The sequence below is a fragment of the Sphingobium sp. BHU LFT2 genome (assembly GCF_018604485.1).
Taxonomy (GTDB): Bacteria; Pseudomonadota; Alphaproteobacteria; order Sphingomonadales; family Sphingomonadaceae; genus Sphingobium; species Sphingobium yanoikuyae_A.
The window spans coordinates 105679-122454 of the sequence record NZ_JAFCGW010000011.1 but is presented as its reverse complement, the minus strand read 5'-3'; the positions used below and the strand labels follow the sequence as shown (position 1 = coordinate 122454).

The window sequence follows — 16776 nt, the reverse complement described above, 5'->3', positions numbered from 1 at the left end:
TGGGCCAATAGGGTAGGTCGTCAGTAGGAGAAGCGCGCGCTCAGCAGCACCGTCGCGGGATCGGCATAATTTTTATAATAGACCCCGGTCGAGGGGATGTAGGTCGAACTGACCGGCTTGTTCGCGCCCAGGATATTCTTGCCCTGGATGGCGAACTGGAAACGGTCGTCCGGCAAAATCCAGGTGATCGAGCCGTTGACGAAGGTCTGGCCCGGCACTTCGTCCTGCGGCCGGGCAAGGGCGTTCTGATAGAAGCTGCTCTGATATTGGGCGTTGGCCGACAAGCGCAATGTGCTGCCGGATGCGCCCAGCGGCAGCGCATAATTGGCACCGCCCGAGAAGGACCATTTGGGTGCGTTCAGCAGCGGATTGCCATCGGCGTCCACGCCATTGCCCCCCGCACCCTTATAATCGTCATAAATGGCCTTGAGATAACCAGCCGACCCCTGAAGCGAGAAGCGATCCGACAGGCGCAGGTCATTTTCCAGCTCCACGCCCCAGCTATGCGCCTTGCCGGCATTGCCGCGGCGTGATCCGACATAGGCAGGGTCGTAGAAGGATACCTGGAGATCCTTGTAATCATTGTAGAAGATGGCGAGATTGCTGCGCAGCGCGCCGCCGAACAAGGTGGCCTTGAGGCCGCCTTCATAGGTCGAGACCTTTTCCGGATCGAAGGGCAGGGTGGCGAGATCCAACCGGGTCGCGCGATTGTCGAACCCGCCGGATTTGAACCCGCGCGAATAGGTGAGGTAATTGAGCAGATTGGGCGTCCATTGCGCCTGCACCGACAATTTCGGTGTCAGCGCCTTCCAGGTCTTCTCCGCCTCGCCGGCGATCGACTGGGCCACGACATTGCGATCATCGTCGATCACCTTGTTGTCGAAGACGAAGCGCTTCTTTTCGATCGTGCCGCGCAGGCCGGCGGTCAGGCTGAATATGTCATTCGCCTTCCAGGTGCCCTCGCCGAACATAGCATAGGCATCGGTGTAAGTGATGTTGTGGGCGCGCAACCGGTTGACCGGGGCGGTCGCCGCGGTGCCGGTGCGGCTGAAGCCGTCGCGCTCCACGAAGAAGCGTTCATGCAGGTAGAAGAGGCCGCTGGTGAAGCTGAGGTCGCCAAAGTCGCCGTTCAGCTGCACCTCCTGGCTGAAGGCCCGGTCATTATAATGGATCAGGTTCTTCTGGATCAGCGCGGCCTCGCCGTCATTCTCGTAATTGACGGGGTTGAGGTTGAAGACGGTATAGGCGCTGATCGACTTGATAGAGAGATTAGGCGACAGGTCATAGACCAGCCGCAGCGACGCGCTGCGCGAATTGAGATGCTGGTCCGGTTCGACCTCCGAATAGGATCGGCGGCGGCTGAAGCTGCCGGGCTGGTTGACCGGAATATAGGACCGCGTATCGCTGCGGTCGCGCAGGATATTGACGGTCAGCAGCGCGTCGAGATTAGCGATGCCGGTATAGCGCAGCTTGCCGCGCCAGGCGTCGAGGTCGATCCGGTTGACGTCATGGCCCAGCGTCGGGTCATAGGTGACGCCGTCACGGGTGCGATGAATCCAGGCGATGCTGCCCGACAGGGCGCCCGCGATCTTGCCGCTGACCAGTGCCCGGCCTTGCACGTCATTATAGCTGCCATAGCCCAGTTCGGCGGTGACACGGGTGGTTTCGTCGGGGGCGCGGGTGATGATGCGCAGCGCACCAGCCGACGAGTTGCGGCCATAGAGCGTCCCCTGTGGCCCGCGCAGCAGCTCGATCCGTTCCAGATCGACAAATTCGCTCATCGAGGCGATCTGGCGCGGAATGTAGACGTCATCGACATAGATGGCGAGCACCGGTTCTTGGATCGGGTCGGATTCGCCCACGCCGCGCAGCGAGAAGGTCTGGGTGGTGTGGCTGATCGATGTCCGCGCCACGAACAGGTTGGGCACCTGGCCGGCCAGGTCGCGCACATTGGTGATGTTGCGCTGCTCCAGCGTTTCCGGCGTGAAGGCGGAAATCGCGATCGCGGTCTTCTGAAGGTCCGTGGCGCGCCGCTCGGCGGTGACGATGATGCCGCCGCCAGCGTCGCCATCCTCTGCTGGCGCCTGGGCCCAGGCCGATCCGGCCATTGTCGCGGCCATGATCGCGCTGCCACCAGCGGCCAGGAAAATCCCTTTTTTCATTGTTCCCCACTCAATCTTGATCCGCCGCAGCCGGAGCTCAGCGTTAACTGTCAACTAAAGTTGTAGACAATTTGCGCAAATGAGTTCGGGCAATCTGGCGGGAGAATGGCTCATAGATTTGCGCGGCAGAGATGGGCGCGCCGATCATCGGCTGTGGTCAGCTTCGACGTGTTCCACGTCCGCTATAAAGGGTCAGGGGCGATAGCCGCAGATTATTCCGGATCAGCAGTTCCGCGCATGCGCGGGTATCGGCGGTCAGTCGTTCGTCCAGGGGTATTGTGGGGGCAGAGTTGAGACGTTGCGCATCCGCTAACGAGGCGAGCAGGACCAGTTCGTCGTCACTGACATAGCGGGTGCCGGGCGGCTGGATACGCAGGCCGCATTCGGTGGCGATCCTGCGCAGGCGGGCGAAGCTGTCGATGGCCGCGAGACCGATCCGCTGCTCCTCGCCCCGCAGCATTGCGAGCACCCGGCGCTCGGTCCGCGTGCGGCGGTGGAGGGGCAGGGTAGAGCGGTTCACAGCGCACGTGCCAGTGTCAGCGAGACGACTGCACCCTCCCACTGGTTGCGCTGTTCCTGCCCGCTATAGCTGCCTGCCCGGCTCGGGCTGTAGAAACGACGCAGCCGATGATAATCCTGACCGTTGAAGGCGCTGGCCCGCAGCGTGGCCTTGAAACCGGCGAGCGCCGTGGTTTCGATATAGGCATCGAATGCGGCATCGTCGCGCCAGGTCAGTCGCTCGCCGGTGTAGAAGACATCGCCCTGTTCGGCGGCGGTATAGCTGATCCCCCAGGATGAACGCAGTTTCGGCACGTCGTGGCGGAACTCGGCGCTCAGGCTGCGTGGCGCGATATCATCCATCTTCCTGTTGTCTCCGGTTACAGGGTCGCGCATGCGCGATCCCCGTAGCGTACCGTCGAGCGTCAGCCGCGCGCCACGCAGGGCGGCATCGAGCGGGAGGGTCGCCTGGGTGCTGATACCCCATTGGCGGGCATTGCCGATCGTCCCCAGCGCTTCGTCGCCCGTGGGGAGGAGGAGATAGCCGAGCATCCCCTGGTGCCATTGATGATAAGCCTCGACCGCCAGCGCGCCGCCCTTGCCCCAGCGATGATCGGCACGGACGAGCGCGCGAGTGACGCGGGCCGGGCGCAACTGGGCATTGCCGCCAAGCGGCCGGCCGTCGGCCTGATTTACCGATGCAGCGAAATCGCCGAAGTCGAGTTGATCGACGGTGCGGCGGATGCCCAGTCGCAACTGGCTGGTATCGCGCGGCGACCAGACCAGAGCGGCAGACGGTTTCCAGTAGGACAGGCTTTGCTCGTTCGCGGCATCGCCCGCAACGCGAATACGCGACAGTTCGAACGCCATGCCGCTTTCCAGCGTCCATCGCTTGCCCAGGCGCAGCGTGACATTGGCAAAGGCCTCGCCCCGCAGTTCGGATACACGGCTATTGGCATTCGCCAGGGTGATCGGCGTCAGGCCGCTGCCATTATCCTCCGCATAGTCGAGGGCACTGTTGAGCCGGTTATAGGCGATCTCCATCCCCAGTTCGGGGCGGAGTACGTGGTCGCCACCCCGCGTCAGCGTCGTGCGACCGACCAGCTCCAACGGCTTCTGCGCCAGCGTCGAAACGCCACGATAGCCCGGCTCGACATAGTCCTCGTTGGTGGTCAGGCGTTCGACCCGACCGAGCCCCACCAGCTTTGCCGACCAGTCCTTGCCAAGGGTGCGGGTCCAGTCGAGCCCCAATTCGCCACTGCGCCCCTTTTCGTCATAGCCGATGGTCCGCTCGATCATCGCTGCACCGTCAGTCGGCGTGATCATGATCGCCCGGTCGGATTCATAGCCATCCCGATTGAGCCGGAGATTGAGCGTCAGCGTACCGCCGGCCAGCGCGCCCGATGTCGATGCCGCAAGCCCTATCTCCGGCGCCTTGCCGATGATGCGCTCATGCCGGGTCTCGGTCGGCATGCCATTGCCGTCGCTGATATGATAGATGCCGTCGATCGGATAGCGGACCTGCTCGACCGACAGTTCCACATTGCTCTGCCAGCCGGCAATCTTGCGTGCATGGCTGATCTGGGCAGAGGGCGATATTCGGCCGTCGCGGGTATGGCTGAGCTTCAGCGAGGCATTGCCCGATCCGCCTCCATCGGTGCGCAGGATGACATTGGCCACCAATGTCTGTCCCTGTGCCTCGGCCGCGTCGGTCCCGCGCAACAGCACGACCCGCTCGACGCGTGCTGCACCGATCCGGCGCAGCACTTCGGTAATGCCGCCGGCTTTCACCGTCGGTCGCTGGCCATCGATCAGCACATTGCCGGCCGCGCCGCCAAAACCACGCAGGCTGTTACCCTCGCTCAACAGGAAGCCGGGGGTGCGCTCCAGCATGTCGAGCGCGGTCTGGGGCTGAAAGGGCGCGTAGAAATCGGCCGGATAAACCGGATCAGGACCAGCCGGGACGATCGGCGGATGAGCTGGCGGGCTGTTGTTCTGAACTGCTTCCTGTTCGCTCGCCATGGCGCCCGCCGTCATGGCAAGGCCGGCCATCATCGCATGGAACAGCATCATCGCAGGAAAAACTCTACCGGCACGACCCGTTCGATGCTTTCGACCTTCACATCCTCGGGTGGCTCCAGGATAGGCTGCCGGGGCATAGACTGCGACTGTTCCGTCCGGAACTGTTCGGGGCCGGGCGGCACTTCGCTTGCCGCTTCCGGTGGCGCAGCCGGCGGAGCCACGGCAAAGATGCTCAGCGTCGGCGCCGATTTCGGCACGACATAATCGGTCAGTGGCGCACGGGGGAGAGGGGGCGAGGTCATATCTATTCCGAAAGCATGAGCAGCAGCATGGCGGGGGGCAGGGCCAGGAGAATCATGACGCTCCATGCGCGCGCCGGATTGCGCGCGTGAAAGGCGCTCATTGCGATCACCGCGAACAAGGCAAAGCTGGCAAGCGTAACGCCGGTGACGGCTTCGACCGCATCGGTGCCAAGGCGAACGAGCAGGCGGGAAAGGGCCGCAGTGACGAGCGCGGTCAGGCCATAGGCACCCAGCGTGCAGGCCGTGACCCGACCGGTATTGGCCCAGCGCGCACGGGCGACAGAGCTGAACCCGATCATGGCCGCACCCAAGTGAGGATGCGCTCGCGATTGCAATTGAGCGTCACGATCGTGACGGCGCCGGCGCTCAGCCAGCCGAACCAGGCGATGCTGCCATAACCCCAACCAAGGCCAATGCCTGCGATCAGGAAGGCGATGCTCAGCAGCGCAAAGCCCGCCCGGCGCAATCGGCGCGATTGCGGGTCGGGCAGCTTGCGACGAAGCCAGTCCTGCTGGTGGCGGGCCATCGCCAGAAACAGCAGCGCAAAGCCGCCGAGCGACAGCAGGGCTGTTGCGACATGGGTCATGCCGGCACCTCCTGAAAATCTTGCTTGGGCTGGCGCGTGCGGCGCGCCTTGGCCTTGGACTGGTGGGTCGCCACCTTGTGGGCGGCAAAGGCGAAGCCAGTGGCGGTCAGGATCATCATCAGGTCGAACAGGATGAAGATAGCGTCACCCGCCATCACGCTGGCGGGCAGGCCACGGGGCGTGGTAGCGGCGTTGACCAGCGGAATGGCGGCATAGAGCAGGGCGCAGGCGGCCAGTCCTTCAATCCAGGCGCGGCGCGCCGGGCGACCAAGGCTCCAGACGAAGATCGCACCCCACATGATGAAGAGGGCGTTGACCTCCCAATCGGCGCGTTCGGCCATGGTCGGATCGAGCAGCCGGTTGGCGAGGAAATAGACCGCGATCCCTGCCGATGCGCCGGCGATGACACCGATGTTCAGCCGTTCGACCAGACGGAAACCGAAATGGGGTCGGGCCGGATTGGGCAGCTTGGCGCGACGCTTGACCGTCCACAGCACCAGCCCGCTGCCGACCATGATCGTGCCGCCCACGCCGGAGAGGAAATAGAGCCAGCGCAAGGCCGGGTTGGCATAGCGGCCGGCATGGAGGTCGATCATCACCCCCTTGGTCGCGGTCGCTGCACCGCCTTCGCGCGGGCCGGCCAGCGGTTCGCCGGTGGCGCCGTTAAGGTAGAGCATCGGCTGGTGGCCGCCCAGCGTTTCGGTGCGGGGCCAGATGCGGACGATCGCGGCTGCATTGCCGGGATGGCTGATGCTGACATAGCTGGGCTCGAAACTGGGACGCAAAGTGCGGGCACGCTGCAGCAGTTCGGGGATCGGGCGAAGGACGGCCTTGGTTTCGCTCGGCTCGCTCTTCGGCCCGGACGGGAAGGCGGCCTCATAATAGGCGTCGGTCGACGGGAAATTTGCGCTGATCGCCCATGGCATCAGGGTGAAAAGCAGGGTGACGAGCCCGGTATAGGTGATCATCAGATAGAAGGGCAGGGCGAGGACGGCGGTCACATTATGCGCGTCGAGCCAGGAGCGCTGGCCCTTGCCGAAGCGCAGCAGGAAGAAGTCGGTGAAGATCTTCTTGTGGGTGACGACGCCGCTCAGGATCGCGACCAGCATGGCGAGTGCAGCCAGGCTTACGAGCAGGCGCGCCCACATGACCGGCATATAATGAAGGTCGAAATGCATGCGATAGAGGAAGAAACCGCCGCGCGTATCGCGTACGCTGGTGAGAGCGCCGCTGGTCGCGTCGAGCATGCGTTCCTGCTGACTTGAGCGGTCGCCGCCGGCCGGCGTCCAACTGATCGAGAAGCCTTCGCCGCCGCGCGAACCGGGGAGGGAAAGCGTCCAGTCGTCTGCACCCGCACCTTCCTTGCGCAGGATCGTGTCGGCGGCGTCGATTGCCTTATCACTGACCGGGGCGGGGGTCAGTTCGGGGCGCATCCATTGCGATATTTCCTGCTGGAAGAAGGCGACCGTGCCGAACAGGAAGATGACGAACAGCAACCAGCCAGGCAGCAGCCCGGTCCAGGTGTGCAGCGTCGACATGGTCTGGCGCAGCGATGCCTTCATGATGCCTTGCCTCCAGCGATCTCTGATGACCTGTGTTCGTGCATGTCCCGCTGTTCGCTAATGCCCATCAATGCCCTGTTTGGTTGACGTTTGGCGTGACTGGATTTCCAAAGAAAAACGTCGAGAAATATTGGAAAGCCGCCCCGTTGCCTACAAATTGCATACCCCATGGCGAGTGGCTCGCTTGGCACCTCGTCGCGTTGGGATGGTGCCATTAACGCAAATGAGATTTATTTGCAAAAAAAGACATTTGATTTTTTGTGGTCGTAAGGGCTGCCATGTCCGGCAAATAGTCCTTGTCGAACGCGCAACATGCCCCGTACTGGACAGCATAAATCACAGCCCCTAATTCGCATATGCGAGTCAATAGCAATAAAGGGGCTGGTATGCGACATATGAGATGGATGGGGGCGTTGCTGTGTGGGGGCGGTATCGTTGCCGCGGCGGTGCCTGCGTTTGGGCAGGAACAAGCCAGTCAGGATGGTCAGGCTGTCATGCTCGGGTCGGTCCGGGTTGAAGGGGAGGCCGTTGATGATGGGCTGACCAGTGATCCCGCATCTACCGAAGGGACCGGCTCTTACACGACCCGGTCGATGAAGACCGCGACGAAGCTGCCCATGTCGATCCGCGAGACACCGCAGTCGGTGACCGTCGTCACCCGCCAGCGACTGGATGATCAGGTGATGACCAACATCACCGACGTGGTGAAAAATACGCCAGGCCTTTTCCTCAACTATTCCAGCGGGCCCGGCCGCCCGAGCTTTACCGCGCGCGGTTTCGATATCGACAACATCATGTATGACGGCCTGCCGTCCCGCTATCAGGGATGGGTGGTGGGCAGTCAGGCCAATTTGGCCATCTATGACCGGGTGGAGGTGGTGCGCGGCGCTACGGGCCTTGTAACCGGCAGCGGCAATCCATCGGCGGCGATCAATCTGGTGCGCAAGCGCCCGACCCGCGACTTTCAGCTCAATCTCGAAGGATCGGCCGGCAGGTGGGACAATTATCGCGGGCAGATCGACATGTCGGGCGGTGTCGATCAGGCCGGCAATCTGCGGGTGCGGGTTATCGGCTCCTATCAGGACAGCAGCAGTTTCCGCGATGGCGAGGTCATTCATCGCGGCCTGATCCATGCGATCGGCGAATATGATATCGGCCCTGATACGACGCTCATGGTGGGCGCCACCCATCAGGATGATTTCTTCAATAGCTTCTGGGGCGGCTTGCCGCTCAGCGCTACCGGCGCGCATCTCGACCTGCCGCGCTCGACCCGACCCAGCTATGACTGGGAAGGCAAAAGCCAGAAGTCGAACACTGTCTTTGGCGAACTGACCCATCGGTTCGGTCACGACTGGAGCGTCCGGCTGGCGAGCATGAAGGTGTGGCAGGATGCCATGTTCTCCGGTACCTATGTCTATCGCCGGCCCGACCTGACGCTCACTCATTCCGCCTATCAGGCCGCCTATGACGAGGATCAGGCCAGTGTCGACCTCTATGCCAGCGGGCCGGTCACGTTGTTTGGTCGTGACCATGATCTGACATTCGGTGCCAGCCGACGCGAGACCTCGACAGGCACGCAAAATTTCAGCGGGGGCGGGCTGCTCGCGGGCGATGTCGACATGTTCGATTTCGACCCGGCCAGCGGTGCTCGACCCAATTTCGTGCCGACGACCTACAGCCGGAACGTCATCACCCAGGGCGGTCTCTATGCCTCGACCCGGCTCAATCCGTTCGATGGGCTGAAGGTCATCTTGGGCGGGCGGCTGGATTGGTATGATTATGATAATCGCACGGCTGCGACCGGCGATTACAAGGTCGATGCCCACAAGACCGTCTATGCCGGCGCGATCCTGGACATCGATCGTCATCATTCTTTCTATGCCAGCTTCACCGACATTTTCCAGCCGCAGACGGCCAGGGGCTTTGCCGTAGACGCCGACAGCCAGACGATCCTGAAGCCGATCACCGGCCAGAACTACGAGGTGGGTATCAAGGGCGAATATCTCGACGGGGCGCTGAATGCGGCGATCGCGCTCTTCCGCATCGACCAACGAAATAGGGCATTCGTGCCGACCGATCAGAGCGGTTGTCCCAGCTTCCCGGCCAGCAGTTGCTCGACGGCTGCAGGTCTGGTGCGCAGCAAGGGCATTGATGCCGAGCTTCAGGGCGCGATTACGCCCGACTGGAACATTTCGCTCAGCTACACCTATACCAGCATCGAATTTGTGCGGGACACCAACCCCGAAAATGGCGGCAAGAATTTCGACACTGACATGCCCCGCCACATGGCGAAACTGTCGACCTTCTACACGCTGCCGGGGAAGCTCGACCGGCTGCGTGTCGGCGCCGGACTTAACTGGCAGAGTCGCATATACAACGATAATAACGGCGCCAATTTCAACAATGTCGCCTTCCGCGTCGAACAGGGGGGCTATGCCGTTGCCGACCTGATGCTGGGATACAAGATCAGCGACCGGTTCGATCTTCAGGCCAACGTCAACAATCTGTTCGACAAGCATTATTACAAGGCGATCGGCTATGATATCCGCTGGGGTTCGACGGATGCCTATGGCGATCCGCGCAATATTCTGGTGACGCTGCGCGGCAGAATCTGAAGGCATGCGCTCGCCAGCCATGGTTGGCGAGTGCCGCAATCGTGCGATGCGCTGAATTTCGGATTGTTTGGAGCCAGCCCGGCCTTGCCAAGGGCTGAAATAGTGGCTCCCCGAGTAGGATTCGAACCTACGGCCATTCGATTAACAGTCGAATGCTCTACCGCTGAGCTATCGGGGAGCAGCCCCGCTTGCGCCGGGCAGGCCGCGCATATGCAGCGGCTTGTCCCAAATGGCAAGCGTGAAATTGCAGAAAATTACGCGATGAATTGTTCGGCCGCGATCCGGTCGTCCAGCGTATGTTCGGGGTCGAACAACAAAGTCAGCGGAGTGGCGCGGTCGATCTTGACCTCCACCTGGGCGACGTCGCGAACTTCGCGCTGGTCGGCGACGGCGCTGACCGGGCGCTTGACCGGATCGAGCACGGTGAAGCGAATCGCGGTATTTTCCGGCAGGATGGCGCCACGCCAGCGGCGCGGCCGGAACGGGCTGATCGGGGTCAGGGCGACGAGCGCCGACCCCAGTGGCAGGATCGGGCCATGGGCGGACAGATTATAGGCGGTGGACCCGGCGGGCGTTGCGACCAGCACGCCGTCGCACACCAGTTCGGGCAGCACGGGGCGATCGTTGACCTGCACTTCCAGCTTGGCGGTCTGGCGGGTTTCGCGCAGCAGCGAGACTTCGTTAATCGCCGGAATGGAGAAACGCTCGCCATCGACCGTATCGACCACCATGCGCAGCGGGTTGACCTTGAAGCTCTTGGCCTTCTCCAGCCGCTGTTCCAGCCGTTCCAGCCGCCATTCGTTCATCAGGAAGCCGACCGTGCCGAGGTTCATGCCGAAGACCGGCAATATGCGGCGGGATTCCAGCATGGCGTGCAGCGTTTGCAGCATGAAGCCGTCGCCGCCCAGCGCGATTACCGTGTCCGCCTGTTCCAGCGGCACGAAATCATAGGCGGCGCGCAACCGCTCTTCCGCTGCCCGTGCAGCCTGGGTCGGGGACGCGACGAGGGCGCGCCGGGGTTCGCTGTTCATCCGCCGGTGACGCTCATATGTCGCTGGACCGCCGCAGTCGGAGCGCCGGCACCGATCCGGAAATCATGGGCGGCAGGCTTGCGCCGCAGTGCGCGATCGACCAGCGGCTCGACCGCGGCGAGGCCGCCGCTGCGCAGCGCGGCCTTGAAATCGACATGGTCGTCATGGCCCAGGCACATGTAGATCTTGCCCTCGCAGGTCATGCGCATCCGGTTGCAGTCGGCGCAGAAATTGCGGGTGAGCGGGGTGATGAGCCCAAGCCGTATGCCCAGCCCCTCGACATCATGATAGCGCGCCGGGCCACCCGTTCGCGCCGCGATCGGGGTGAGGGCGTGATGGGCGTCGATCTCCTGCGCGACATGCGACAGCGGCAGATAATGGTCGGTGCGATCCTCGCCGGTTTCCCCCAGCGGCATGGTCTCGATCAGGGTCAGGTCGAAGCCCTGGCTGTCGCACCAGCGCAGCATCGGCAGAATCTCGTTGGCATTGATATCCTTGAGCGCGACCATGTTGATCTTGACCGCGAGCCCAGCCGCGCGCGCGGCATCCAGTCCGCGCCGCACGGCCGACAGGTCGCCGCCACGGGTGATATGGGCGAAGCGATCGGCCTGCAGGCTGTCGAGGCTGACATTGATACGGCGGACGCCGGCGTCGTGCAGCGCCTCTGCATGATCGGCCAGGCGCGTGCCGTTGGTGGTCAGCGTCAGTTCCTGAAGGCCGGCATCCAGATGACGACCGATTCGACGGATCAGGTCGATGATGTCGCGGCGCACCAGCGGTTCGCCGCCAGTCAGACGGATGCGGCGCACGCCGCGCGCAATGAAGAGATCGGCGAGAAGCGCGATTTCCTCCAGCGTCAGAACCTGATTTTTCGGCAGGAACTGCATCCGTTCCGCCATGCAGTAGCGGCAGCGCAGGTCGCATCGATCCGTAACGGAAATCCGCAGATAATCGATCCGGCGGCCAAGGCCGTCGGTCATGGAAGTTGCGGCAGGATCGACCATGGCCATGTCCCTAGCTAGGCCATGGGCATGGCGGGCGCAAGCTGGCCGGTTGCGGGGCGGTGAAGAGGTCGGTAACCGGTTGCTGTTACAAGAGCGGCATGCGCCTTGTCAGGGAGTCGATAAAAGAGTGAGCGGGCAGGCCGCCCCGGACGGGCAGCGCAGCATCTTCATCCTGTCGCCCGGCGACCGCGATCCCCTGTGCCGTGCCGCGCAGGAGGCGGGCTGGCGCGCGATCGGTGCGCGGCGTGCCACCGATGCGCCGCAACGTTTCCTGCGCAGCGACGCCCAGATCGCGCTGGTCGACATGCGCGGTGGGACGGCGGCCAAGCTGATCGCGCCCTTGGTGCCGGCGGTGGATGCGGGCGGCTGCGCGCTGGTGGTGCTGGTCGATGCGGCGGCGGTCGCGACGCTGCCGCAATTGTTCGATGCCGGCGCGACCCATTTTCTGGTGGCGCCGGTAACGCAACCCCTGTTGCAGGCGACGCTGGCATCGGCGCAGCGGCTGGTCGAGCGGCTCGGCGGTGGCGCGATGCAGAGCCAGCGTGCGCAGCGCATCCGCCGCGGCGACGCGCTCTACTGGGAGATGGACCGCGACGGCGCAGGACTGCGGCTGAGCGAGAGCCTGGCCCGCAATCTGGGGATAGAGGCGTGGCAGCCGGCGCCATCGACCCTGATCCACCGACTGGCGCGCAATGAACGCAAGGCGGTGTTGAACGCGCTGGAGGGAATGATGCAGTCGGGCCGTCCGGCGGCATTCGCCCATGCCGTGCCGGATCGGCCGGGCAATCGGCTGGTGCATCATCTGCGCTTCGTCGATGGCACGGTGGCCGCGGATGTGGAGTGGCTGTCCGACGCGCAGGACCAGGATGTGGCGAGCCGCGACAATCTGACCGGGCTGCGTTCGCGCCAGGCGGCGCTGGACTGGCTGGATCGCCGGTCGGGGCTGCCGACGACGGTGGTGCTGCTGTCGATCAGCCAGTTCGATCGCATGAATGCGGCCTATGGCCAGGTGGTGGGCGATGCGCTGCTCGGGCGGATCGCTCGGCGGATCGAGCAGATTGTCGACAGCGTGGCGGGCCATGCGATGGTCGCGCGGATCGCCGGCACGGAATTTCTGGTCGGCCTGACTGGCGAGCCGGCGGCGGCGGAGCGGGCAACCTATCTGGCGCGGCAGTTGATCGAGGCGATCAGCCGGCCGTTCAGTGCGGGCGACCATCTGATCCGTTTGATTGCGCGATGCGGTATCGCGCAGGCGCGGGCGGAGGATGATGCGACCCAGTTGCTGCGGCGGGCAGGGGCTGCACTGGCCGATGCGCGACAGGGCGGGGGCGAAGGCATTCGCATCTTTTCCGCCGAGAAGCGCAGCCGCCAGCTCGACGCCGACCAACTGGAAACCGACCTGCGGCTGGCGCTGCACCGGGGCGAGATCGGCATCGTGTTCCAGCCGCAATATCCGGTCTATGACCATCGCATCAGCGGGGTCGAGGCTTTGGCGCGGTGGAACCACCCGATCTATGGTCCGCTGGGGGCCGGCATATTGTTCGGCACGGCAGAACGGTCCGACTATATGCTGCCGCTGTCGGCGCATATCCAGGCCGAGGCCTTGCGGCAGGCGGCGGCATGGCCGAGCGCGCTGTCCAATCTGCGCCTGTCGATCAACGTCACGGCGGCGGATATTTCGCAGCCGGGGTTCATGGCTGATTTCCTGGGCCAGGTGGATCGCAGTGGCTTTCCCCGGTCGCGGCTGACGGTGGAGATTACCGAAAGCGGGCTGATCCAGGATGTCGACGCGGCGGCGGCGCTGCTGACGGCGCTGCGGTCCGAAGGGTTGGCGGTGGCGATCGACGATTTCGGCACCGGCTATTCGAGCCTGGCTTACCTCAAGGGCCTGCCGCTCGATTATCTGAAGATCGACTCCAGCCTGGCCCAGGATATCGCCGGGTCGGCGCGCGATCGGATCATCGTGCGCGGGGTGATCCATATGGCGAAGTCGCTGGGCCTCAACGTCATCGCCGAAGGGGTGGAGACGGAGCAGCAGCTCGACCTGCTGGCACGGGAAGGCTGTGATTATTACCAGGGCTTCCTGCGCTCGGCCGGCGTCTCCACGCCCGAACTCATATCCCTGGTGCTACAGGGTTAGGCCGACCTTCCCGATGAGGGCCGACCCGGCGTGGCGCGCATCGCGATTGTCGATGTCGGTGTCGCTGTAGCGCAGTTCTGCCGACCAGCGGCCGCGATACCAGGCGATGGCAGCGCCATAATCCCAATAATCCCCGCCCGGCCGCAGCCGTTGCGAGGCGAGCGGATCGCGATCCGACCCGGAACTATGGCCGACCCGTGCCGAGGCGGTGAGCGGCGTGCCCGGAATGGCGAAGGAGGCGGCGGAGGACAGATAGAGATTGTCGCCGCCGATCGCCGACTGGCGCGGCGCAAATTGGGCGCCGATGTCGATGCTGGCGGGACCGATCAGGAAGCCGGCGCCGGCGCCAAATTCACCATAGCCCTGATGATCGGCGCCGGGGAAGAGATGGTAGCGCGCGTCGAGCGACAGCCGCCAGCCGCCCAGTTGATGGACATAGGAAGGGCCAAGGTCGATCACGGCGTCGGCGCCGCCATGGCGATCGCTGCCCCAGAGGCTGGTCGCGGTGCCATCGAGCGACAGGCCCTGCGCGACCGGCACGGACACGCTGCCGCGCAGCACCGGATCACCGTCGCTCCAGCTGAGGCCGCGGCGGCGCTCGTCGCTGGCGACCTCGACCGTGGCGCTGGGGCCGCTGGCATATTGGGCGGCGGCCGGTACGGCATGGAGGGCGAGGCCAAACCCGCCCAGCCATGCCAGGCCGATGGTCCGATCAGTTCGACGCAAGATTGCGCACCGAGTCCAGTTCGGCCAGCAGCGGCGCGCGATCGGCTTCTGCCACGGCGATCAGGTGCGCTTCGATCTTGTCCTGATACTGGGCCATGTTGCGTTCGCCCGACTGACGGCCGGTCGTGCAGGCGCCAGCCTCGCTACCCGAAAAGCGCTTGTCGCTCGACACGGTACGCGCCAGCGCCGGGCCATGGTCCAGCTTGCGGTCGACGACGATCGTCGCGGTCCACTGGCAGCGCTGATTGTCCATGCGGTTGGGCGTCCTGGCGCCGATGGTCTTTGTGCGGATGTCGGCACGGGCGGTGTAGGTGGCGCCGACCTGATTGCCATGATGCTCGACCGACACATTGTGGGTCGCGGCGGCGGCGAGCGCCATAAGGATCAAACTCATTTCATTCTCCTGCTGTGACGCCGCGCTTTGTTGCCCGGTCGTCACGAAGGCATGTAGGTTTCTACTGTTGCTGCTTCTTTTCCGGTTGATGACGAATGGCGACATGAAGGTCGGATGGGGAGGCAGCCGACGCGACAGTTGAAAGTACATAGTGTCGATGTCGTGCGCATTTGGGCGTTTTTGCCCGAGAAGGCGACAGTCACGCGCCGACGAAGCGACAGTGGCGCGCCTGTAACGCAGCTGCGACGCGACAGTGAGGCGACAGCAAAGCGACGATCATGGGCGATGATCTGGCGTGTTGCGGGGGTGGCGGGACCGGGTCGGTAATGCGGGCAAGGCGATGGGCGTGTGCTGTTTCATCCGACAGGATAGAGCAGGGAAAATCCAAATAGGAAAGCCGCGGCTCCCCATCGGGAACTGGCATGGGGATTGGCAGGCCCATGATGATCCGACACTATGTGTTGGGGACAAGGGAGGAAAACCATCATGCTCGCCCTTCTGCTGCTATTGCAGGCCGCATCGCCCGAGATCATCGTCACCGGCCAGCGGCTGGTCGAGGAACAGGCCAAATGTGTGCATGGCGATTGCACGCCACTGCGCGATGCGCAGGCGACGATCGCGCTGGCCGAGCAGCGCTTTCGCGATGGCGACTATCTGAAGGCCAAGTATCTGCTGGCGGCGGCGATCCGCCGCAACAAAGACAAAGGGGGCGAAGCGCCCCGGCCGGTCGCGGCCATTTATGAAGCGATGGCGACGGTGGCGCTGCATGAGGGCGACCAGAATGCCTATCGCCGGGCCGTGGCGGGGCAGGTGAAGACGCTGCGCGACAATCTGCCGGCGGACGATGTGGCGGTGCTGGCGGCCTCCACCGCATTGGGCGACATGTGGATCAAGCTGGGCAATTATCGACAGGCGGCAGCGACCTATCGCGGGATCGAGGATCAGGCGCTGGCGCAGGGGCGAGCCCATCCGGCGATCATGGCGGGGATGAAGCGGGCCTGGCTGGCGGCGGCGCAGGGTGAGCGGCGCGAGGCGGCAAGGATGCTGGACGAACTGGAGCAGCGGCCGATCGCGCAGCAGCCGGGATATCGTACCGCCCTGCGCGTGCTGCGGCTGCGGCTCGCGGTGCGCGATGGGGATGACGCGGCGATCACCCGCCTGGCCGAGGCGATCGGCGCGGAGCAGGGTGCGGTGCCGATCCTGGTCTGGCAGCCGCCCTATCCGGCCAGCACAGACGCTGTCGACATCGGGCGGGCGCAAGATCTCAATGGCATAGCGGTGCGGCCGGGCGGCAGCACGGATATCGCGGCGATCCAGTGGATCGATGTCGGTTTCTGGATCCGGCCCGACGGACGGACCGAGGATGCTGAAATATTGCGGGGTTCGCGCACGTCCGGCTGGGCGCCTGCGATCCTGCGCCAGATCACGGGGCGGCGTTATGCCGCACGCGGGGAGGCGGGGGAGGCGGATGTGCCGGGCAGCTACCGGATCGAACGGGTAACACCCAAATATCAATATACGAACAAGGTCGGATCGCTCATCCGGCGCCGGGTGCCGGCGCCCGGTTTCGAAGTGCTGGACCTGACCGCATCGGAAGCCGCGATGCCGCCTGCGGGCGGGTGAGGTGGGCGCTCAGGGCTGCGTGTCGGACCGAGCAAAAGCGCAAGACTCTTCCGCCGCAAGGGATCAGGCCCTAGGGGCACAGGCTCATTCCAAATTTGAGGCGGGAAACCA

General features: G+C 64.1%; 14 protein-coding genes and 1 tRNA gene. 3 read left to right on the top strand and 12 right to left on the bottom strand.

Features of this window, described 5'->3' with window-relative positions:
• Positions 1-20: 20 nt before the first annotated feature.
• The 7 genes from JQK15_RS18795 to JQK15_RS18765 all read right to left on the bottom strand — a co-directional run bounded on the left by JQK15_RS18795 (position 21) and on the right by JQK15_RS18765 (position 7132).
• On the bottom strand, positions 21-2162 hold the full coding sequence (locus tag JQK15_RS18795; RefSeq protein ID WP_214866847.1) for a TonB-dependent receptor: 2142 nt from the start codon (positions 2160-2162) through the stop codon (positions 21-23).
• 157 nt (positions 2163-2319) lie between these two features.
• A complete protein-coding gene (locus JQK15_RS18790) occupies positions 2320-2682 on the bottom strand; it encodes a hypothetical protein (protein WP_353047226.1) in 363 nt (120 codons plus the stop codon).
• Positions 2679-4733 carry a TonB-dependent receptor plug domain-containing protein gene (locus JQK15_RS18785; RefSeq protein WP_214866845.1) on the bottom strand — a complete coding sequence of 685 codons (2055 nt, stop codon included), beginning with the start codon at positions 4731-4733 and terminating at the stop codon, positions 2679-2681. Before JQK15_RS18785 ends, JQK15_RS18790 begins: the two co-directional genes overlap by 4 nt.
• Positions 4730-4984 (bottom strand): hypothetical protein, encoded by a 255-nt coding sequence (locus tag JQK15_RS26950; protein WP_251007857.1) that lies wholly within the window; start codon positions 4982-4984, stop codon positions 4730-4732. The genes JQK15_RS18785 and JQK15_RS26950 overlap by 4 nt, the downstream gene beginning before the upstream one ends.
• A gap of 2 nt (positions 4985-4986) precedes the next feature.
• Complete coding sequence (locus JQK15_RS18775; RefSeq protein WP_214866843.1) at positions 4987-5283, bottom strand: hypothetical protein; 297 nt, start codon at positions 5281-5283, stop codon at positions 4987-4989.
• Positions 5280-5570: a DUF3325 domain-containing protein gene (locus JQK15_RS18770; protein ID WP_017501150.1), complete on the bottom strand. Its 291-nt coding sequence runs from the start codon at positions 5568-5570 to the stop codon at positions 5280-5282. Before JQK15_RS18770 ends, JQK15_RS18775 begins: the two co-directional genes overlap by 4 nt.
• Positions 5567-7132, bottom strand: a complete 1566-nt coding sequence (locus JQK15_RS18765) for a PepSY-associated TM helix domain-containing protein (protein WP_214866841.1) — start codon at positions 7130-7132, stop codon at positions 5567-5569. Before JQK15_RS18765 ends, JQK15_RS18770 begins: the two co-directional genes overlap by 4 nt.
• Before the next feature lie 494 nt (positions 7133-7626).
• Here JQK15_RS18765 and JQK15_RS18760 point away from each other — a divergent pair, with 494 nt between their 5' ends.
• A complete protein-coding gene (locus JQK15_RS18760; protein ID WP_214866839.1) occupies positions 7627-9747 on the top strand; it encodes a TonB-dependent siderophore receptor in 2121 nt (706 codons plus the stop codon).
• A 103-nt stretch (positions 9748-9850) separates the two neighbouring features.
• Here JQK15_RS18760 and JQK15_RS18755 read toward each other — a convergent pair.
• The 3 genes from JQK15_RS18755 to moaA all read right to left on the bottom strand — a co-directional run bounded on the left by JQK15_RS18755 (position 9851) and on the right by moaA (position 11788).
• A tRNA-Asn gene (locus JQK15_RS18755) sits at positions 9851-9925 on the bottom strand.
• Positions 9926-10001: 76 nt separating this feature from the next.
• Positions 10002-10778 (bottom strand): NAD kinase, encoded by a 777-nt coding sequence (locus JQK15_RS18750; RefSeq protein WP_004207502.1) that lies wholly within the window; start codon positions 10776-10778, stop codon positions 10002-10004.
• Positions 10775-11788, bottom strand: coding sequence for a GTP 3',8-cyclase MoaA (gene moaA / locus JQK15_RS18745; protein WP_214866837.1), 1014 nt, complete (start codon positions 11786-11788; stop codon positions 10775-10777). The genes JQK15_RS18750 and moaA overlap by 4 nt, the downstream gene beginning before the upstream one ends.
• Before the next feature lie 121 nt (positions 11789-11909).
• On the opposite strand from moaA, the gene JQK15_RS18740 reads away from it, so the two are divergent.
• A complete protein-coding gene (locus tag JQK15_RS18740) occupies positions 11910-13922 on the top strand; it encodes a putative bifunctional diguanylate cyclase/phosphodiesterase (protein ID WP_214866835.1) in 2013 nt (670 codons plus the stop codon).
• On the opposite strand, the gene JQK15_RS18735 is transcribed toward JQK15_RS18740, so the two are convergent.
• Positions 13911-14648 carry a TorF family putative porin gene (locus tag JQK15_RS18735; RefSeq protein ID WP_214866833.1) on the bottom strand — a complete coding sequence of 246 codons (738 nt, stop codon included), beginning with the start codon at positions 14646-14648 and terminating at the stop codon, positions 13911-13913. The two genes, JQK15_RS18740 and JQK15_RS18735, sit on opposite strands and share 12 nt — an antisense overlap.
• Entirely contained in the window at positions 14635-15042 is a 408-nt protein-coding gene (locus tag JQK15_RS18730) for a hypothetical protein (protein WP_069337264.1), read from the bottom strand. Before JQK15_RS18730 ends, JQK15_RS18735 begins: the two co-directional genes overlap by 14 nt.
• Before the next feature lie 486 nt (positions 15043-15528).
• On the opposite strand from JQK15_RS18730, the gene JQK15_RS18725 reads away from it, so the two are divergent.
• Positions 15529-16665 (top strand): tetratricopeptide repeat protein, encoded by a 1137-nt coding sequence (locus JQK15_RS18725; RefSeq protein WP_214866831.1) that lies wholly within the window; start codon positions 15529-15531, stop codon positions 16663-16665.
• Positions 16666-16776: the final 111 nt, after the last annotated feature.